This is a genomic window from Mesorhizobium sp. USDA 4413 (genome assembly GCF_056280365.1).
This window is the reverse complement of record NZ_JBVPRP010000001.1, coordinates 2,745,671-2,763,503: the sequence shown is the minus strand read 5'-3', so window position 1 is coordinate 2,763,503 and position 17,833 is coordinate 2,745,671. Positions and strand designations below refer to the sequence as shown.

Sequence of the window (17,833 nt, the reverse complement as noted above, 5' to 3'; positions counted from 1 at the left end):
AAAAAAAGGTCAAGCAGAACGTCACCCCTTGGCGTGAAGATCGTCAGCGGCGATGTCGAGGAGCCTGTTCATGGCGGCGCGGGCGCCGGCGGTATCGCGGATACGGATCGCTTCCAGCACCGCGACATGCGCGGACAGCGCGCGCGACTGCGCTTCCATCAGTGGATTGGTCACGAGGAATGTGGCGCGCAACGCGGCTTCCAGCATGCCCACCAGTCCTTTGAGCACAACGTTGTGGCTGGCGGCGATGACGCCCTTGTGAAAGGCAAGATCCGCCTGGCAGACGGCATTGAGATCGCCCGGGATGTTGTCGCGCATGCCGACCACCGCGCGTTCGATTTCGGCAAGATCGGCGCCGGTGGCGCGCCTGGCGGCAAGCTCGGCTGCCGCGGGCTCGAAGATCCTGCGCGCCTCCAAAAGGCCGGAAACCAACTCCTCATCGTCCTGGATCGCCGGGTGCCAGCCGAGCACAACTGGGTCGAGCAGCCGCCAGTTGTCGCGTGGCAGCACCCTGACGCCTGCCCGTCGCCTGGCCTCAACGAGGCCTTTCGCGGACAGCACCTTGACCGCTTCCCGGACAGAGGTTCGGCTGACGCCCAGCATGGCACAGAGCTCGTCCTCGCGCGGCAGCGCCTCGCCTGGAGCGTATTCGCCACCCAAGATGCGGCTTCCCAGCATGCTGACGACGGCGTTGTGCACGCTCGCCCCACCCTGGTCGATCATAGGCATCCAGCCGAAGGCATCCAAAGGGGCTGTTGTTTCCATGGGAATTCTCTCCTGATCGAGCGCGCCGTTGCAAGCTGTTGTATGAAAGGTTAGGTGCTATGTAAATCTTCCCTTCATATGATCTATTACGAATGCCCGTGAACACGATGCAGACCAGCCCTGCGGGCAGCGCTACACGCCGGTTCGACCGTTCGCATGCCGCTAGCCAGGCCTCGACGCATCGACGCCGCTCGCGCCAGACGAGGTCCTGCGGGTTTCCTGCAGCTTAACCACCACTCAGTCGCACCAGTAGCGCGCTGCACATAGCAGCCCCATGGAGCAATTATTGACGCCAAACACACCCTTCACCGGAATCCTGCCCGTCGCGCCTACGCCGTTTCATGCGGACGGCCGCATCGACGAGGAAGGCATGCGACGTGTCATTGACTGCACGATCGACCAAGGTGTCGATGCAATCTGCATTCTCAATGGGTGTCGGCATTTTACTATCTCCTGTCTTTGCGGAGGTGTCGCACGTCTTGGCCCATGCCCCCGTGGAGACCATGATGGCGGCGTTGCCAAAAGCGCATATTTCATCTGGACCCCCTTGCTGGTTGCAGGAAACGCTGAGAAGCGGCAGCAGATACGCCTGCATCAGCCGAGGTGGGATACGACGTCGAACGCATGCATGATGGGCGGCCCGATGAGGAACGGCGCGGTCAGCGGGCGGCTCTTCGCCATGTGCGGCGATGCCCGGTGCGCGGCGAGCACTGCCTCATCCTCGTAGATCTCGACGAGCGTGTAGCTGTCGGGCACCGTCTGCGAGCGGAACAGTTCGTACAGTCGGTTGCCGGGCTCGTTGGCGCGGACCGCCGCGGCCTGCACCGCGAACGCGCGTTCGAAGGCATCGCCGCTGCCCGGTGCAATGGTTAGCCCAACTATCATTCCGATCATCGTATCGTCTCCAACGTCCGGCTGCAGGAATGCTTCGCCCCTTGATGGAGCCGGGCCCCAGCGAGGGTTCATGCCTGCGCCACGAAGTCCTGCGTGGTGATGGCGTTGGCGTAGAAGGGCGCGATCTCCATCACGAAGTCGTCCTGCTGCTTGCGGGTGTAGCCGGCCGATGCGTCGTAGATGACGTTGGTGTGGTAGCCGAGGTCGTGGGCGTTGCGCATCGAGGATTCGACGCATTGGCGCAGCGAGAAGCCGGCGAGATAGATGTCGAAGATGCGGTTGTTGCGCAGATAGCTGTCGAGCGTGGTGCCGACGAAAACACTGCTCCCGCCGCCGCGCTCGCGGACGACGAATTCGCCCTCCGCAGGCTCGAAGCCGGGAAAGAAGTCTGCCTGCTCGCCCAGGAACGACCCATAGTCGCGCATCATCTTGCGCAGCCCATACTTGCCGTCGCCCAGCACCTTGAACTCAGGCTCGAACTTGAGCGAGGCGTGGATCACGTGCATACCGCGACGGCGAGCTTCGGCGAGCGCGATCTTCGAATTGGCGATCGCGATGTCGACCTGCTCGCGGTCCTGGAACGACGGATAGATGCCGCCGGTCGGCGAGAGCCAGTCGTTTACATATTCGATCAGGATCAGCGCGCTCTTGGATGCTTCGGTCATGATGTTGGTCCTTTTTGGGTGGGATCAGGCGGCGATCATCGCGTCATGCTGACGCAGATCGTCGCTGAAGAGGTCGGGATAGGTGACGGTCTCCGGGCTACAGCAACTGCCCGCCCGAAATGTCGAAGGTCGTGCCGTTCGCCCAGGCCATGTCGTCGGACAGGATCGCAGCGACGGCCCGGCCGACATCGTCCGGCAGGCCGACACGGCCCAGGGCGATGCCTTGCGCGACGTAGGCGTTGACTCCCTCGTTGTCGCGGACGGCGCCGCCGCCGAAGTCGGTTTCGATCGCGCCTGGCGCGATGGCGTTGACGCGAATCCGGCGTTCGCCCAGTTCGACGGCCATGTAGCGGGAAAGCACCTCGATCGCCGCCTTCATGGCCGCATAGAGGCTGTAGCCCGGCATGGTGAAGCGCACGAAACCGGACGAGACGTTCAGGATGCGCCCGCCGTCGGCAATCAGCGGCAAGAGCTTTCTGCGTCAGGAAAACGGGACCCTGAAGATGGGTCGCAACCAGCGACGCGAATTGCTCTTCGGTCGCGTCGACAAAGTTCGAGAACAGGCCGTTGCCGGCGTTGTTGACCAGATAGTCGAAACGATCCAGGTCGAACTCCGACCTCAGTGTCTCGGACACGGCAGCGGCGAATGCCGGGAAGCTCGCCATATCGGTCACATCGAGCGCCAGCATCGACACCTTGCCGCCCAGCGTTTCGATTTCCTGACGCAAGGCACCGGCCTCGGCCGCGCCGCTACGGTAGGTACCGATGATGTGGACACCCCTTTTGGCCAAATGAAGCGCCATGTTGCGGCCAAGGCCCCGGCTTGCGCCGGTGATAAGTGCGATCGGGTGGGTCATAGATGCCTTTCTCGGGTCGTCGCGCCATCGGGCGCCTCGCTCGAACTAAGATAGGCTAAAGCCGGATTTGGAACCCGCCCGATCGGCTCAAGTTCTTGCCTGATTGTCTCAACGATTTGGCTTTTCGCCGGCGGGGTGTCATAAGTGAAGATATGACAGACGATCTCGCGCCGCATCTCGACATTGCTTTGCGCCATGCCGCGACAGGCTTGACGGAAACACTGATCCCTCGCCTCGACATGTTCGTAGGCCAGGACTCGACCGTCAAGACGCCTTGCCTTTATCGCTCAATGATCTGCTTCATTCTGCAAGGATCGAAGCGCGTTGCGATCGGAGATACCCTTCTGAGTTACGACAGCGCGCAGTATTTCATCAGCGCGCTCGACCTACCGCTCATCGGGCAAATCCTGGATGCGGGCAAGGATCGCCCCTATGTCGCGGTGTCGCTCGTCCTGGAGCCGGCGCTGTTAGCGGAGCTGGCCGCGACAATGCCCTCGGTACGCGAGAGCGACCAAAAAGGCATGGGCGTCGCGATCAATCCGATGACAGCTCCGCTTCGCGATACATTGCTCCGCTTGCTGTCGTTGCTCGACAGTCCAGGAGATATTCCCGTTCTCGCCCCGATGATCGAGCGCGAGCTGCTTTACCGGTTGCTGCAAGGCCCACAGGGGCGATTGCTGCGTCAGATCGCACGGCCTGACGGCGCCCTGGACCGTATCCGGCGCGCCATCGCGTGGATTCGGGATCACCCCTTCGCGCACCTTCGCATCGACGCCCTTTGCGACGCCAGCGGCATGAGCCGCGCAAGCCTTCATCGCCATTTTCAGGCGATGACCGGCTTTAGCCCTCTCCAGTATCAGAAGCAGCTCAGATTGCAGGAGGCCCGCCAACTGTTGCTGTCGGGCAGCCATAGCGCGTCGGATGCTGCGTTCGCCGTCGGATACGAGAGCGCCTCGCAGTTCAGCCGCGAGTATCTCCGGCAGTTCGGCGCACCGCCGGCGCGGCACGTCCGGGAGATGCGTCAAGTGATCGAACGGCAGATGGTGGCCTAGATATCTGGTCGCGCTACTGCGCTACGCCCCAGCAGCTTTCTTTCCGGCCTCCGGTCGCTTCGATGCCCCCCACGTCGTACCCGCCGATGTGTACGCTACAGCCCAAAATCGCCGCACGCTGATCCGCAAAGCCTTCCGGTACGGCATCTATCGTTCTCTATCGCCGGGAGTCGTGAGTCGATAGACAGGAAGCAAATATTTATTTTTATCAGCGCCTTAGATCGTACTTTGGCGTAGTTTCGGATACATCCGGATAGACCTAAATCATTCCCACTCGATCATCAATTTGAACATCATCTCATTGATTTTTTTGATAAACTTTAACCAGCTAGCACAAGAATACCGTCAGCAATACCGTCAGATTGCTACACTGTTGAAAAGCCTGCAACAATGTAGCCGCCGTCGCGGCATGCACGCCTTTGACTCTATCGTTTCCTAGCAACGAGAGCCGACTCTATTGCGACGCGCTTTTATCCGCTGCTGCCTAGCTCTAAGTGATCAGGCACAGATCTAGCTCGCCGGTACGTTGCACGTTGCTGGATTGAGGGCTATGAGCGTATAGATTTGTGACCCTGGAGCCTGACATGTCCGAAGAAGCCGGCAATAATCTGATCGAACTTACCGCAGATATCGTTTCCGCTTACGTCCAAAAGAATCCAGTCCCCGTATCTGGACTGCCGGATTTGATCGCCAGCGTTAATTCGGCATTGTCTAATATTGGGCAAGCAGCTCCAGAAGAAGCACCCGCGCAGAAGCCAGCAGTCAATCCTAAAAGATCGGTGTTCCCGGACTATATCATCAGTCTTGAAGACGGTCAGAAATACAAGTCGCTTAAGCGCCATCTGGCAACCCGACACGGGATGACGCCCGAGGAATACCGCGCGAAGTGGGGATTGGCGAAGGACTATCCCATGGTCGCTCCGAACTACTCGGCCACCCGATCAGCGCTGGCGAAATCGTTAGGTTTGGGAAGAAAGTCTGCTCCTGCCAAAAAACCTGCTGCGAAACGCAAGGCGAAAGCCTGAATGGTGGACAACCGGAGGTCTTGGCGTGCCAGGGAATCAGCGTGATCGTGACAGCGCCGATCGAGCAAATCGTGGCAGTCTATCGCTTTGGGATTTTGCGGACCCGGATGAGGCGGCCAAAGCAGCTCTCGATGTCTATGGGCCGGACGCGACGACTGCCGCAGCTCACTGCGCATTGACGGCCCATTTTGATGGGCGCGACCGCGACTATCGCTTTTGGTTTGCGGTTTTCTCGGAACTCAAACGCGGGTCTCCGGTGAATCACTCCCCGAGAGGCCATTAGAGCGCCTCGATATTGGCGTGGTTATCTTCAGCAGAGTTCCGAGCGCTGCAATCGTCAGCGGTTTCTTTAGACGGACGAGCCCGAGTACCCCGCTCTATGTGTCGTCCAATCTTGCAGCTGATTGCCGTCGCGGCTTTTCCGATGCGCCGACGCCCGGCAGGCCTTCCTTTCTGGCCTTGGCAAATCCTCGGTCACTTTCGAGGAACTCCGACAGCATGAATGGGATGAGTTCTGCCACCGTTTCCGACTCGCCATAGGTCTGACGGTAAAGCGCGGCATAATCGTTGAGCGCTTGGCTCAAGCCGGCGCTAACGGTGATGGTGATCTTGGAAGGCGTCCGGTCCGGAAGCTTTCCTAGTTTCAGGTTTGGCATGAGCTCTTCCTGTTCAATGCGCGTACGGCCGGAGCACGAGATCCTTGTGTACGATGACACGCAGCGGCCAACCAGGGCGGACGGTGATTGTCGGCTGAATGTTGAGGTTCTTTTCCGTGATGCGCTGGCCAGCTTGACTGACGTTCTGCTGCGTGGATTCGCGGATCGCCTTGACGAGGTCGCTTTCGTTCTCCCCGAAGCTCAGCTCGGTACCGACCCCTAGCAATGTGGCCATCGCAACGCCCTTGATCAACTGCCAGGTGTGAAAATCCACCTTGTCCTCGAGCCCCGCATACCCGGCAGTGTCCGTCGCCGGCAGATTGTCGATTTCGATCGAGGAGCCGTCAGGCAGGATTATTCGCTGCCAGACCAGCAGCGCGCGCTTCTGTCCAAAGGCGACGACGCTGTCATAGGTGCCGATCAGGCGTGAGCCTTGGGGGATGAGCAAGGTACTGCCCGTGACGGTGTCGTGCACGTCCTCAGTGATCTGCGCAACGACCATGCCGGGCAAATCGGAATTAATGCCGGTGATAAGGCTTGCAGCGATGACGCTGCCGGCCATGATCTGATAGGGCGAAGCCGGCGTCTGCAGCTCATGCGGATTGTAAATCCCGCCGGTACTCCGTTGGCTGATGAAATCGAGCTTGCGCTGTTGGTTGTTCTGATCGCCTTCGGCTGGTGCAACGGAAGCTGACGTGGCCGCGGCACCGGCTTGAGGAAGCACCTCAAATGGCTGCTGGCGGGCTTGCCCGTTGTCCGGGGCATCGGTCTGCTTCGGTCGATTGTCGATCCGGAACATGACTTGCGACTCGCGCGCCGAAATTGCCTGTTGGGCGAGCCGCTGCTCCTCCGCGGAAATCTCCTGCCCCGGCGCGATGCCGAGCTGGCGCTGTCGCTCAAGGATGGGCCGGCCGAGATCGCCCGGCAGTGGTGGCCCAAGCACGGGCGGCTTTGGCTTGATCGCGGAATAGTCCTTAGGCAGGCTATCGAGCCCCTCGGCGGTTGGCTTGCGCTCGGTGTTATAGCGGTCTTCCGTCAAGTCCTGGATGCGCAGAGATGGGCCCCTCAGCGCGATCATGGTGACGCCGAATATTGCGCCAGATCCGACTGCGGCGATCGCAATGATCACGCCGCGCCTAAATCGGACGGCGCGTCGCGGCGATGCTCGTAACTGCAGCTGCTCGGGATCAAGCTTCGGCGGAGCGGCGGAATGGGACGTGTCAGTCATGAGCGATCCCCTCACCTGCCGAGACGAGAAAACAGCGAAATCCGCCGCGGCGGTTGCCGGCCGTCGGTCCTGGTGATGCGCACCACCTGCTGCTGCTTGGAGCCGAGGCGGAGCTCTGCCGCGGCGAAGAGCCGGTCGACAACATAATAGTTGCCGCGCATGCGGTAGTTGACGAGCTGGTTGCTGCCGTCGGCTCCGACGATGAAGAGCGGCGGCGCCTCGCCCTGATCGATGCGACGCGGGAATTCGATATAGACCTTGCTGCCGTCGTCGAAGGCACGCGTCGGTCTCCAGGGCGGCGTGTCGCCACTAATCGCATAGCGGAAGCGGATGTTCTCGAGCGCCACATTCGACGCCACGGGCGTGGCGGCCTCGGCCTGAGCGTTACGCTGGCGCAGCGCGACGATCTGGTCTTCGCTATAGGTCCATGAGATAGCCGCCATGGCGGTTTTGTCGGTGCTTTGTAGCTGGAGGTGATACGTCCGCCGTTCCGTGGTGATCACCAGATTGGTGCTAAGCCCCGGCGCGAAAGGCTTTACCAGCACATGGATGCGCTGATTGTCTCCGGTGCCGCTCACTGTATCGCCAATGACCCAACGCACCGTGTCGCCCGCGGACACTGACGTCAGCTTCTCACCCGGTTGCAGAGCGATATCGGTGACGCGCTCGGGTGCTGCGTAAAGCTGATAAAGCGCCCCATCAGCAAAGGGATAGACCTGGACCGCATTGACATAGCCGTATTTGGTGGGCTGCTGTGTCGCCGCCTTGTTGGCGTCCGCGACACGTTCCTCAGGGGAACGTTTATCCTCGACGACCTTGCCTGGATCAGGCTGCAACTGGCCGGGCAAAGGCAGCGGCTTTGGCACCTCGACGATCCTCACCGGCTTCTCCGGCGACCTCTCGATCGCCGCTGCTTTGAAGTCGACCGCGTCATAAGAAATCTCAGGCGGCGGCACCGGCTTCGATGCGCAGGCCGAGAGGACGGCTGCCGACGCAGACAGGATCAGCACGGCGCGGAGCGATGGGGCTCTATTTGTCATTGGCGGGCTCCTTCGGGGAAACGGATGCAGGTGCTGCGCTGTCGAGTTCGCGCGACCAATCAATGGCGTTGATGAAGACGCCGAGCGGGTTGGTGCGCAGCTGGTCGGTATTGCTTGGCGACCGGATCACGACGGTGAGGATCGCGGTCCAGCGCGTCGTGCTGGCCAGGCTGCCCCGCTCAAAAACCTGCTCGGTCCATTTGACCTGGAACGAGCTGTCGGAAGCCCTGACCACGCTGGTCACCTGCACCGACACGCTGCGCGTGCCGATCTGCCCGAAGGGGTCGTTCGCCTTGGCGTACTCGTTGAGGAAGAGCGCTGCACGGTCGGTGGTCAAGTCGTAGGCAGCCAACCAGTTCTGCCGCACCAGCACCGGGTCGGTTGAGACGGATCGGACATTTTGGATGAAACGGCCGACATGCCAGGCGATCTGGGCATCGGAAGGTTGATAATCCTGGATCGCCGGCGCGACGGCACGCGCCTCGCCGAAGCGGTCGACCTCGACGACGTAAGGCACGACGCGGCTTTGCATCGATTGCCAAACAAGTCCGCCAGAGAGCCCAGTCGTTAAAGCGAGGCAGCCAAGGGCCATCAGCCGCCAATTGCGGGCCTGTACCCGCGATGAGCCGATGCGCTCATCCCAGAGCTGGCCGGCCTTCTGATACGGCGTGACCGGCTCGGGCGTGTTGCCGTAACGTTGAACGGGTCGCTTGAAGAGCATCTAGTCGTCCTTGTCGTTGAGAGAGGGATTGGCGCTGCCGCCCGGCCTGTCCCCTTCGCGGACAGCCTGCATGGCGGCGTGGCGATGAGCACGAGCGGTCTGTTCAGAGCGCATGCGTCTCGCCCAATTGGGCGCGATGTTAGAGGCAGAACCGGCCGGACCTCCGGTCATTGACGCGGTCGGCGCACCGCCTGTAGCGGTCCATGCGGCTTCGCGCCCAGCATTGACGCTAGGCCCGAAGCCTCCCGCGGCAGATCGTGCTGCTCGCATGACGGCGGCGCCGGCGGCGCTTGCCACGCCGTGCATTCCAGCAGCCACACCGGACAGGCCAGAGTCGGGCGAGGTTGCACGTCCCAGCTGCCAGGCCGAGGAAGCGGCCGAACCCATGGTGGTGCCGGCTCGGACGGCGGCAAGCCCGCCGCCGGTTGCCATGCGCGCGCCGGCAAAGGCGGCTCCCCCGGCAACGAGCGTGGATCCGGCAGCGGCCGCCGTGGTGCCCAGTGCTGCGCCCGCACCAAGCTGCGGCGCGCCGGAGACAAGACCCGAGGCGATCCCAGGACCAAAAATGCCGAGCCCAAGCAGCGCCAGCGCGCCTAGCACCTGCGACATGGCCGCCGCCAGGTCGGGCTCCTTCCCCTGGAGCGCGGAAGCAAACTCGCCGAAGAGCGTGGAGCCGATGCCTACAATGACGGCGAGCACCATCACCTTGATGCCTGATGAGATCACGTTGCCGAGCACGCGTTCAGCGAGAAACGCCGATCGGCTCCAGAGTGCGAAGGGCACCAGAACGAATCCGGCCAGCGTGGTGAGCTTGAACTCCAGGATGGTGATGAAGAGCTGGATGGAAAGAATGAAGAAGGCAATGATGACCAGGAACCAGGCCACCAGCAGCACGAAGATGGTGAGCGCGTTTCCGAAGATTTCGGGGAAGCCGAGCAGCTGGCTCGCCTGATCGAGCAGCGGCCAGGCGCCCTCGAAACCCGTGGAGGCAATGCGGCCTGGATGTAGGAGATTGTCGGCGGAGAGATTGCCGGAAGACGCGTTGATGCCAAGGCCGGCAAACGACCGATAGATGATGTCGGCGAGGTTCTTGAAATTGTTCAGGATGAAGGCAAAGACGCCGACATAGAGCACCTTGCGGATGAGGCGGCCGAGAATGTTGGCTTCGCCGCCGAATGCCCAGGCGAGGCCTGCCAGCGTGATGTCGATGCCAATTAGGATCGTGGTGAGGAAGGCGACGTCGCCCGAAAGCAGACCGAACCCGCTATCGATATAGCGGATAAAAGTCTCCATGAAGCGATCGATGACGCCAAGGTCGTTCATGCCGCCGCCTTCCTCAGGTTGATGTGCTAGTGATCAGTTGCCGGGATAGGCGGTGCCGGTGCCCAGGAAGCGTTTTGTCCCCTGTCGGGCAGCTTCCTCGGACTGCGCCTTGCGGGCGGCATCCTCGGCCTCGGCGCGGAACTGCGTCGCAAGCAGCGTCTGGATCTGCATCTGCTGCTTGGTCGAAAGCGCGATCAGCTGATTTGTGGCTTGGCTTGCCTCAAGCGCACCGGCAGCCCCTTGGCTGCGGTTGACGAGATCGGCAAGCAGATCTCCGTCACCGCGGACATTCTCGACGATCTGCGACTGCACACCCATGGTCTGGCGGAACGCCTGCATGGCGCTCTGCCAACGCTCGCGTGCGGCGGTGGCCACATCGCTCGCTTTGATCGTGGCATCGTAGCTTTCCGGATATTGCTGTCGCCACTGGTCCTGGAGCTTACCCAGGTCAAAGCTCAGGCCGCTCGCCTGGTCCATCAAACCGTCGATCCGTTGCAGCGAACCGGTAAGCTGGCCGACGGAGGAAAAATCCAGGCTCTGAAGGTTGCGCGCCATGTTCTGCAGCATGGTCGCCTGGTTCTGCAGCGACTGGATCTGGTTGTTGATCTGCTCCAACGCTCGCGCCGCCGAGAGTACGTTCTGCGTATAGTTCGAGGGATCGAAGACAATCAGGGCATAAGCTGGCTGCACATAGTCGGCCAGCGGTTTGGCGATCAGCGAAAGAGTTATCAGGCCGCAGAGAAAGCGACGCCGTATCATGACGAATGCTCCTTGTCTGGTTGGGGGAATTGCTGGAGAAGCTCGGCGGCCCAATCGAGGCCGCGAGCACTGAGAAATCGGGAGGCAAAGCTCTCCTGCCCGTCGTCGGACAGGACGCTGTCGATGAGAGTCTGCGTGGCTGGATCGGAGGCGCCGCAAAGCGCAAGCGTGATGGGGCCAAGGCCGAGCTCGAAGAGACGGTTCCCGCGCCGCGATTGCAGATAGTACTGCCGCTTTGGCGTAGCGCGGGCGATCAGCTCGACCTGGCGTTCGTTGAGACCGAACTGCTCGTAAGCGGCTCGCGCCTGCGGTTCCACGGCACGATCATTGGGAAGAAAAATGCGCTGCGGGCAACTCTCGATGATTGCCGGCGCGATCGCCGAGCTCGCGATGTCGGCAAGCGACTGCGTGGCGAAGATCACCGACACATTCTTCTTGCGCAGCACCTTCAGCCATTCGCGGATGCGGGCGGCGAAGAGCGGATTGTCGAGATAGACCCAGGCCTCATCAAGCATGAGCAGCGTTGGCCGTCCGTCGAACCGCTCTTCGAGACGATGGAAGAGATAGGTGAGCACCGGCAGCACAGCGCCTTGGCTGTGCATCAGCTCCTCGGTCTCGAAACACTGCACATCCGATAAGGCCAGCCGGTCGTCATCTGCGTCGAGCAGCCGGCCGAAAGGACCGTCGAGCGTGTAGGGCAGCAATGCAGACTTCAGTGCATTGGATTGAAGCAGGACAGACAGGCCGGTCAGCGTGCGTTCCTGCGCCGGCGCGGCGGCAAGGCTGCCTAGCGCAGACCAGATTGCCTCCTTCACCTCCGGCGTGACGGTGACATTCTCACGGGCGATGAGGCCGGCTATCCATTCCGCCGCCCAGCTGCGCGTCCTAGGGTCCCTGATGTTGCGCAGCGGCTGGAAGGCAAGTGACCCGTTGCCCCCCAATGCGTGGTGCTCTCCACCCATCGCAAGCGTTGCCGCGCGGGCCGAGTTGCCTTTGTCGAAAACATAGACCTGCGCGCCGGCATAACGTCTGAACTGCAGAGCAATCAGTGCAAGCAGCACCGACTTGCCGGCGCCGGTCGGACCAACGATCAGCATGTGGCCGACATCGTCGACATGAGTGGAAAGTCGGAAGGGTGTCGACCCGCCGGTCTCGGCGAAGAGAAGCGGCGGCGCCTCTGTCTGGGTAACCTTGGCGAGATGCTCGTTCGCCGACGGGCCGGCCCATACCGAGGACAGCGGCATGAGGTGGGCAAGGTTCAGCGTGTGAACGAGCGGCTGCCGAACATTGGCATAAACATGTCCAGGCAACGAGCCGAGCCACGCCTCGACCGCATTGACGCCTTCACGGATCGAGGTGAAGCCGAGTCCGTTCACGATCCGCTCGACCGCGCGAAGTTTTTCGGCAGCGGCTTGGCGGTCCTCGTCCCATACCGTCACGGTAGTGGTGAGATAGCCGAAGCCAACATGATCGCCACCCAACGCCTGAAGCGCTTCGTCGGCATCGAGCGCCTTGTTGTCGGCATCGCTGTCAACCAGCGGTACCGGCTCGTTGGTCACAACCTCGCGCAGGATAGCGACGATCGATTTGCGCTTGGCAAACCACTGCCGCCGGAGCCGTGTCAGCGTCTTGGTCGCTTCCGACTTGTCGAGCGGAATGAAGCGCGTCACCCAGCGATAGGCGAAATCCTGATGGTTGAGCGCGTCGAGGATCCCGGGCCGAGTGAGGTTCGGGAATCCGAGGATGGTGAGGATTCGCAGATGCAGGTCGCCCAGCATCGGCTCCAACCCGCCGATGAGCGGCGCATCGACCAGAATGCCGTCGAGATAGATCGGCGTTTCCGGCACGGCGACCGGATGTCGCCGGGTCGAGATCGTGCCGTGCAGGTAGGTCAGCATCTCGGCATCGTCGAGCCCACGCACTTCCGGCATGAAGCCGGACAGGAGATCCAGAACGCGGTCGGTCTCATCACGGAACCGCGCCAGCTCCTGGCGCCAGTCTCTTTCGCCTTCTGGATGATCAGAGTCGACAAACGCGCTCTCCGCCCGCAACTGGGCGTCCGGTGACGGCATGAACAGCAAGGTCAGGTGATAGCGGCTCTCGAAATGCGCCACCCTGCCCTCGAAAGCCGCGCGCCGCTCTTCGTCGACAAGCCAGGAGGCTGCGTCGGGGAAACGCGAGGCTGGATAGCCCAGCGCTTCGACGCGTTCAGCCTCGAGGAACAATGCCCGGCCGGAGCCGAGGCGTCTGAGCGCATTGTTCGCCCGCGCGCAGATGCCGATGAGTTCGGCTTCCGTCGCGCTTTCGAGATCGGGACCACGGAACTGCAGCGTCCGCTGAAAGCTGCCGTCCTTGTTGAGCACGATGCCCGGCGCGACGAGTGCGGCCCAAGGCAGATGGTCGGCAAGCCGGTCGGCCTTCCCGCGATATTCTGAAAGGTTCAGCATGCCAGCCACCCCCTCAGCCGAAGGTGGCGAACAAGGACGCTGGCAAAGTCCGGATCGCGGCGGGCAGCAAAGACCGCAAGCGTGTGGCCTGCGATCCAAAGCGCCAGTCCAGCAATCCACTGCTGCAAGCCAAGACCTATCGCCGCAGCGACCGTGCCGTTGAGGATCGCCACCGCTCGGGGCGCGCCGCCCAGCAGGATTGGTTCAGTCAAGGCGCGGTGAACCGGTACCTCGAAGCCTTCGATATGCTGTTCTCCGGTGGCCATCAGACGAGCGCCCCGCCGCCGAAGGAGAAGAAGGAGAGAAAAAAGCTCGATGCGGCAAAGGCGATCGACAGTCCGAAGACAATCTGGATCAGCCGCCGAAAACCGCCTGCCGTGTCGCCGAAAGCAAGGGTCAAGCCGGTGGTAATGATGATGATCACCGCGACGATCTTTGCGACCGGTCCCTGCACCGACTCCAGAATCTGCTGCAGCGGCTGTTCCCAAGGCATGCCGGAGCCCGCCGCGTAAGCCGGGGCCGTGAAACAAAACGCGAGCGCGGTGGACGAAAGAAAGCGAAGCTTCTTGCGCATGAGATGACCTTTCAAAGCTGCTGGAGTTGCGGAAGCGTGAGCGGGGTGACGGCGTAATCGCCGCTGCCGTCGAGACCGGTGACCTCGGCGATCGAGTCGATGCGGCGCGAAGTTCCGCGCCCGGCGATGAACACGATCAAGTCTATCGCCTCGGCGATGAGCCGGCGCGGAACGGTCACGACAGCTTCCTGGGCGAGCTGCTCGATGCGATAGAGAGCAGAGCGCGCCGAGTTGGCGTGAACCGTGGCGATGCCGCCGGGATGCCCGGTGTTCCAGGCCTTCAGCATATCGAGCGCTTCGGCGCCCCTGACTTCACCGACGATAATGCGGTCGGGTCGGAGCCGGAGTGTCGAGCGTACGAGATCGGCGAGCGTGACCGAACCCCGCCTCGTCCTCAATGCTACGCAATCCTGTGCCGCGCATTGCAGTTCGCGCGTGTCCTCGATCAGGATCACCCGCTCGTCGCATTCGGCGACTTCGGCCAAGAGCGCATTGGCAAGCGTTGTCTTGCCCGACGAGGTGCCGCCGGCGACTAGAATGTTGCGCCGCTCGCGCACCGCTTTCCTGAGGGCATCGGCTTGCAGCGGCTGCATGATCCGGTCGGCGACATAGTTGGCCAGCGTGTAGAGCTTTGCCGCCGGCTTGCGGATCGCAAAGCACGGCGCCAGCACGACAGGCGGGAGCAAACCCTCGAAGCGTTCGCCCGATGGCAGTTCGGCGCTGACAATCGGATTGTCGGCATGCGCCTCTGCGCGCACGTGGGAGGCAACCAGACGGATGATGCGTTCCGCCTCGGAGGGATGCATGGACACGCCGGTGTCGACCCGACCTTCTCCCAGTCTGTCGAGCCGCAGCGCACCGTCGGGATTGACCATCACTTCGATGACCAATGGATCGGCCAGGGCCTCGGTGATCGCTGGCCCCATGGCAGTGCGCAGCATGGCGCGCCGGCGATGGTCGGCCTCGGGATGAGAGCTCATCCTTCGCCTCCTTTGCCATTGTCTTTGCCCAGCGAGTGTTTCCCGGAAGCCATCTGCCGGCCGACCTGCTCGACGAATTTGTCGAAACGGTCTTGGGCGATGGCCTGCGTTGCCCGATCCGGGGCCGGCGTATGGGCATGAAGCGTGATCGAAAAACGAATGAAGAGTGCCAGGCTCTCCAGGATCATCTCGGCATCGCGCCTGACGTGAGCGATGTCGCGGGAAAGACGATCGAGCCTTACGCCGTAGCGGCGATCGAGCTCGTTCTCGCCACGCCCCTCGATGAAGGCTTCGATTGCCTTCGCCACCACCGCGGATTTGGTGGTCGAGGGATCGCGGCTGAGGTTGTCTAGTTTCTCGCTCAGCTCAGGCTCGAGCAGAAACTGATGACGGATGCGGTGGGACTTCATGCGGCTTGTTCTCGGCAGGCCGGCATTGCGCCGGCGATGAGAACAAGCATGAGACAGCTGCCAGAAATTGCTTACGGTCGTTATCTACGCCGAGATACGCTCTGGCTTTTGGGGAGCCTTCAGAAGCCGGGCACGATGTCCTTGTCGTCACCCCTGCCTTCGTTGATACCGTAGGCACGCGCCGCGGTGGAAATCCGGTCCATCACACGTTTGTCGGCGAGCGCCTCGCTATCATCGTCGGCGGGCTTGAACAGATCGTCCTGCTCAGGCTCCTGAGAGATGGCAATGTGTTCATCGGGCAATCCCGGATGGCGCTGCTGCTGAACACCGCCCTCGTCTTCAGCGGCCCCACTGGCGCTTTCTTCGTCAGCGGCCAGACGACGGTCGACACTACGCACCTGTCCACTCCAATCATCCGGGCGTGATGCAGGACAGTCGGCGTAGGGACGCTCGCGCAACAACGGTGCAGGCAGCACCCGCTCGGTGAAATTCTGATCCTCGTAATAGCGCAGCTTCTTCGCCCGGATCGGAGGCAACCCTGAAACCAGTACCAATTCATCAGATGGGGGCAGTTGCATGACTTCGCCCGGCGTCAACAGCGGGCGTGCGGTCTCCTGGCGGCTGACCATGACGTGGGAAAGCCATGGCGCCAGCCGATGGCCGGCATAGTTGCGCATGGACCTCAGTTCCGTGGCTGTGCCAAGCGCGTCCGAGATGCGCTTGGCCGTGCGCTCGTCATTGGAGGAAAAGGCGATGCGCACGTGGCAATTGTCGAGAATTGCGTTGTTCTCGCCATAAGCCTTGGAAATCTGGTTCAAGGATTGCGCGATCAGATAGGCGCGAATGCCGTAACCCGCCATGAAGGCGAGCGCGGTCTCGAAGAAGTCGAGGCGGCCGAGCGCCGGGAATTCGTCCAGCATCATGAGCAGCTGGTGCTTTCTGCCCTTCTTTGGATCGCCCTCCAGCCGCTCTGTCAGGCGCCGGCCAATCTGATTGAGCACCAGTCGGACCAGCGGCTTGGTGCGCGAAATGTCCGATGGCGGTACGACGAGATAGAGTGACATTGGTCGCTCCGCGTCCATGAGGTCGGCAATGCGCCAATCGCAGGCAGATGTTGCCGCCGCTACGGTTGGATCGCGATAGAGACCGAGAAACGACATGGCAGTCGACAGAACGCCTGAACGCTCGTTCTCTGACTTGTTCAGCACCTCGCGCGCCGCCGAGGCCACGACGGGATGGACCTGGGGCCTCTCCGCTACGCCAAGGTGGTTTGTCGTCATCATCCGCTGCAGCGTCGCGGCAAATGAGCGTTGCGGATCCGATAAGAAGGTGGCGACCCGGGCGAGTGTCTTTTCTTCCTCGGCGTAGAGCACATGCAAAATGGCGCCGACCAGTAGTGAATGACTGGTCTTCTCCCAATGGTTCCGTCGCTCCAGCGCACCTTCCGGATCGACCAAGATATCGGCGATGTTCTGGACGTCGCGAACTTCGTTCGAGCCTTGCCGCACCTCGAGCAGCGGGTTGTAGCGAGCCGACCTGGGGTCGGTCGGATTGAACAAAGGGCAATAAGAAAACTTGGATCGCCAGCCAGAGGTTAGCTGCCAGTTCTCGCCTTTGATGTCGTGAATGACAGCTGAGCCGGTCCAAGAAAGGAGCGTTGGAACGACCAGCCCGACCCCCTTGCCTGAACGTGTCGGAGCAAAGGCCATGACGTGCTCCGGGCCGTCGTGGCGCAGATAGCGGTCGCTCAATTTGCCGAGGAAGACACCGGCCGGTCGAAACAAGCCTGCCTTCGATATCTCCTGCGTTAGGGCCCATCGTGAAGAGCCATAGGTGGTGACCAGTCCGCGCTGCCGCGCGCGCCACAGCGAACCGGCGACCGCGGCTGCACAGCCCAACAATCCACTGGCGCCGGCAAGCGCGCCTGCTTGGTCAAATACCTCAGGCGCATAGGCGTCGAAATGGAACCACCACTCCAACAGTTTCCAGGGTTTGTAGATCCGCCATCCCGCCGCGACGAACAACGGCGCGCCGAGTTGCGGCTGGTAGCCGAGCATGTGCGCGCACCATTGCGTTGCCGCCCACACGCCCAGAACGACGATTGCGAACACGGCGGCGATCTGCCCGATCAGCAGCTTCGTGGGTGTCATTGGTTTGGCTCGCCGGACAATGTAACTCAGCATCGCGCGGCCAGGCCCAATCGCGAATGCAGCTCACGTACGATTGGGTGCGATCCTCGCTCTGCATTGCCGTCAAAGCCTGTCCGTCCGGCAGTTCCAGTGCGCAGTCTGGAAATATATGTCGCTGTCCAGAATTAAGTCGGCTGCGGAGGTCGTCTGCGGCATTGTTTCGTGCGGATGCCGGCAGCGCAGTTCGCGAGAAGGTGGCAAAGCGCGCGAAGGGAGGTCTCACCGTAGCTAACAATCGCTTCGTAGAT

The 17,833-nt window shown here is 61.8% G+C and carries 17 protein-coding genes and 2 pseudogenes; 3 read left to right on the top strand and 16 right to left on the bottom strand.

Going from position 1 to position 17,833, the window contains the following annotated elements:
- Positions 1-21 precede the first annotated feature (21 nt).
- On the bottom strand, positions 22-765 hold the full coding sequence (locus ACVMIM_RS13220; protein WP_041000722.1) for a FadR/GntR family transcriptional regulator: 744 nt from the start codon (positions 763-765) through the stop codon (positions 22-24).
- A 274-nt stretch (positions 766-1,039) separates the two neighbouring features.
- Between ACVMIM_RS13220 and ACVMIM_RS13215 the strand changes: the two are divergent.
- A pseudogene (locus ACVMIM_RS13215) lies at positions 1,040-1,180 on the top strand (dihydrodipicolinate synthase family protein); the annotation flags it as partial.
- Positions 1,181-1,359: 179 nt separating this feature from the next.
- On the opposite strand, the gene ACVMIM_RS13210 reads toward ACVMIM_RS13215, so the two are convergent.
- From ACVMIM_RS13210 to ACVMIM_RS13200, 3 genes and pseudogenes are all read right to left on the bottom strand, one after another.
- Positions 1,360-1,659, bottom strand: coding sequence for a putative quinol monooxygenase (locus tag ACVMIM_RS13210; RefSeq protein ID WP_476112372.1), 300 nt, complete (start codon positions 1,657-1,659; stop codon positions 1,360-1,362).
- Positions 1,660-1,727: 68 nt separating this feature from the next.
- Positions 1,728-2,324, bottom strand: coding sequence for a cysteine hydrolase family protein (locus ACVMIM_RS13205; RefSeq protein ID WP_476112370.1), 597 nt, complete (start codon positions 2,322-2,324; stop codon positions 1,728-1,730).
- A gap of 97 nt (positions 2,325-2,421) precedes the next feature.
- A pseudogene (locus tag ACVMIM_RS13200) lies at positions 2,422-3,181 on the bottom strand (SDR family NAD(P)-dependent oxidoreductase).
- Between the two features lie 152 nt (positions 3,182-3,333).
- Here ACVMIM_RS13200 and ACVMIM_RS13195 point away from each other — a divergent pair.
- Both ACVMIM_RS13195 and ACVMIM_RS13190 read left to right on the top strand, forming a co-directional pair.
- Positions 3,334-4,233 carry an AraC family transcriptional regulator gene (locus tag ACVMIM_RS13195; RefSeq protein ID WP_476112368.1) on the top strand — a complete coding sequence of 300 codons (900 nt, stop codon included), beginning with the start codon at positions 3,334-3,336 and terminating at the stop codon, positions 4,231-4,233.
- 584 nt (positions 4,234-4,817) lie between these two features.
- Positions 4,818-5,258 carry a Ros/MucR family transcriptional regulator gene (locus tag ACVMIM_RS13190; RefSeq protein WP_082037029.1) on the top strand — a complete coding sequence of 147 codons (441 nt, stop codon included), beginning with the start codon at positions 4,818-4,820 and terminating at the stop codon, positions 5,256-5,258.
- A gap of 377 nt (positions 5,259-5,635) precedes the next feature.
- Here the strand turns inward: ACVMIM_RS13190 and ACVMIM_RS13185 are convergent, their stop codons facing one another.
- The 12 genes from ACVMIM_RS13185 to ACVMIM_RS13130 form a co-directional block, all read right to left on the bottom strand.
- Entirely contained in the window at positions 5,636-5,914 is a 279-nt protein-coding gene (locus ACVMIM_RS13185) for a DUF2274 domain-containing protein (RefSeq protein ID WP_040980087.1), read from the bottom strand.
- Between the two features lie 13 nt (positions 5,915-5,927).
- The gene (locus tag ACVMIM_RS13180; protein WP_040980085.1) at positions 5,928-7,142 is read right to left on the bottom strand and encodes a TraB/TrbI/VirB10 family type IV secretion system protein; all 1,215 of its coding nucleotides are present in this window, start codon (positions 7,140-7,142) and stop codon (positions 5,928-5,930) included.
- An 11-nt stretch (positions 7,143-7,153) separates the two neighbouring features.
- Positions 7,154-8,182: a P-type conjugative transfer protein TrbG gene (gene trbG, locus ACVMIM_RS13175; protein ID WP_040980083.1), complete on the bottom strand. Its 1,029-nt coding sequence runs from the start codon at positions 8,180-8,182 to the stop codon at positions 7,154-7,156.
- Positions 8,172-8,903: a conjugal transfer protein TrbF gene (trbF, locus tag ACVMIM_RS13170; protein WP_040980081.1), complete on the bottom strand. Its 732-nt coding sequence runs from the start codon at positions 8,901-8,903 to the stop codon at positions 8,172-8,174. The genes trbG and trbF overlap by 11 nt, the downstream gene beginning before the upstream one ends.
- Positions 8,904-10,226, bottom strand: coding sequence for a P-type conjugative transfer protein TrbL (gene trbL / locus ACVMIM_RS13165; protein WP_040980079.1), 1,323 nt, complete (start codon positions 10,224-10,226; stop codon positions 8,904-8,906).
- Between the two features lie 33 nt (positions 10,227-10,259).
- Complete coding sequence (gene trbJ, locus ACVMIM_RS13160) at positions 10,260-10,985, bottom strand: P-type conjugative transfer protein TrbJ (protein WP_040980077.1); 726 nt, start codon at positions 10,983-10,985, stop codon at positions 10,260-10,262.
- Positions 10,982-13,432: a conjugal transfer protein TrbE gene (trbE, locus tag ACVMIM_RS13155; protein ID WP_040980075.1), complete on the bottom strand. Its 2,451-nt coding sequence runs from the start codon at positions 13,430-13,432 to the stop codon at positions 10,982-10,984. The genes trbJ and trbE overlap by 4 nt, the downstream gene beginning before the upstream one ends.
- A complete protein-coding gene (locus ACVMIM_RS13150; RefSeq protein WP_040980073.1) occupies positions 13,426-13,698 on the bottom strand; it encodes a VirB3 family type IV secretion system protein in 273 nt (90 codons plus the stop codon). The genes trbE and ACVMIM_RS13150 overlap by 7 nt, the downstream gene beginning before the upstream one ends.
- On the bottom strand, positions 13,698-14,006 hold the full coding sequence (locus ACVMIM_RS13145; protein ID WP_040980072.1) for a TrbC/VirB2 family type IV secretion system protein: 309 nt from the start codon (positions 14,004-14,006) through the stop codon (positions 13,698-13,700). The genes ACVMIM_RS13150 and ACVMIM_RS13145 overlap by 1 nt, the downstream gene beginning before the upstream one ends.
- Positions 14,007-14,017: 11 nt before the next feature.
- Positions 14,018-14,986, bottom strand: coding sequence for a P-type conjugative transfer ATPase TrbB (gene trbB / locus ACVMIM_RS13140; protein WP_040980069.1), 969 nt, complete (start codon positions 14,984-14,986; stop codon positions 14,018-14,020).
- The gene (locus ACVMIM_RS13135) at positions 14,983-15,396 is read right to left on the bottom strand and encodes a CopG family transcriptional regulator (protein ID WP_040980067.1); all 414 of its coding nucleotides are present in this window, start codon (positions 15,394-15,396) and stop codon (positions 14,983-14,985) included. The genes trbB and ACVMIM_RS13135 overlap by 4 nt, the downstream gene beginning before the upstream one ends.
- Positions 15,397-15,515: 119 nt before the next feature.
- Positions 15,516-17,546, bottom strand: coding sequence for a conjugal transfer protein TraG (locus tag ACVMIM_RS13130; protein ID WP_040980065.1), 2,031 nt, complete (start codon positions 17,544-17,546; stop codon positions 15,516-15,518).
- Positions 17,547-17,833: the final 287 nt, after the last annotated feature.

What these genes read in the sequence shown, in the direction of transcription:
- ACVMIM_RS13220 (WP_041000722.1), bottom strand. Translation starts at nt 765, where the DNA reads ATGGAAACAACAGCCCCTTTGGATGCCTTCGGCTGGATGCCTATGATC.
- ACVMIM_RS13210 (WP_476112372.1), bottom strand. Translation starts at nt 1,659, where the DNA reads ATGATCGGAATGATAGTTGGGCTAACCATTGCACCGGGCAGCGGCGAT.
- ACVMIM_RS13205 (WP_476112370.1), bottom strand. Translation starts at nt 2,324, where the DNA reads ATGACCGAAGCATCCAAGAGCGCGCTGATCCTGATCGAATATGTAAAC.
- ACVMIM_RS13195 (WP_476112368.1), top strand. Translation starts at nt 3,334, where the DNA reads ATGACAGACGATCTCGCGCCGCATCTCGACATTGCTTTGCGCCATGCC.
- ACVMIM_RS13190 (WP_082037029.1), top strand. Translation starts at nt 4,818, where the DNA reads ATGTCCGAAGAAGCCGGCAATAATCTGATCGAACTTACCGCAGATATC.
- ACVMIM_RS13185 (WP_040980087.1), bottom strand. Translation starts at nt 5,914, where the DNA reads ATGCCAAACCTGAAACTAGGAAAGCTTCCGGACCGGACGCCTTCCAAG.
- ACVMIM_RS13180 (WP_040980085.1), bottom strand. Translation starts at nt 7,142, where the DNA reads ATGACTGACACGTCCCATTCCGCCGCTCCGCCGAAGCTTGATCCCGAG.
- trbG (WP_040980083.1), bottom strand. Translation starts at nt 8,182, where the DNA reads ATGACAAATAGAGCCCCATCGCTCCGCGCCGTGCTGATCCTGTCTGCG.
- trbF (WP_040980081.1), bottom strand. Translation starts at nt 8,903, where the DNA reads ATGCTCTTCAAGCGACCCGTTCAACGTTACGGCAACACGCCCGAGCCG.
- trbL (WP_040980079.1), bottom strand. Translation starts at nt 10,226, where the DNA reads ATGAACGACCTTGGCGTCATCGATCGCTTCATGGAGACTTTTATCCGC.
- trbJ (WP_040980077.1), bottom strand. Translation starts at nt 10,985, where the DNA reads ATGATACGGCGTCGCTTTCTCTGCGGCCTGATAACTCTTTCGCTGATC.
- trbE (WP_040980075.1), bottom strand. Translation starts at nt 13,432, where the DNA reads ATGCTGAACCTTTCAGAATATCGCGGGAAGGCCGACCGGCTTGCCGAC.
- ACVMIM_RS13150 (WP_040980073.1), bottom strand. Translation starts at nt 13,698, where the DNA reads ATGGCCACCGGAGAACAGCATATCGAAGGCTTCGAGGTACCGGTTCAC.
- ACVMIM_RS13145 (WP_040980072.1), bottom strand. Translation starts at nt 14,006, where the DNA reads ATGCGCAAGAAGCTTCGCTTTCTTTCGTCCACCGCGCTCGCGTTTTGT.
- trbB (WP_040980069.1), bottom strand. Translation starts at nt 14,986, where the DNA reads ATGAGCTCTCATCCCGAGGCCGACCATCGCCGGCGCGCCATGCTGCGC.
- ACVMIM_RS13135 (WP_040980067.1), bottom strand. Translation starts at nt 15,396, where the DNA reads ATGAAGTCCCACCGCATCCGTCATCAGTTTCTGCTCGAGCCTGAGCTG.
- ACVMIM_RS13130 (WP_040980065.1), bottom strand. Translation starts at nt 17,546, where the DNA reads ATGACACCCACGAAGCTGCTGATCGGGCAGATCGCCGCCGTGTTCGCA.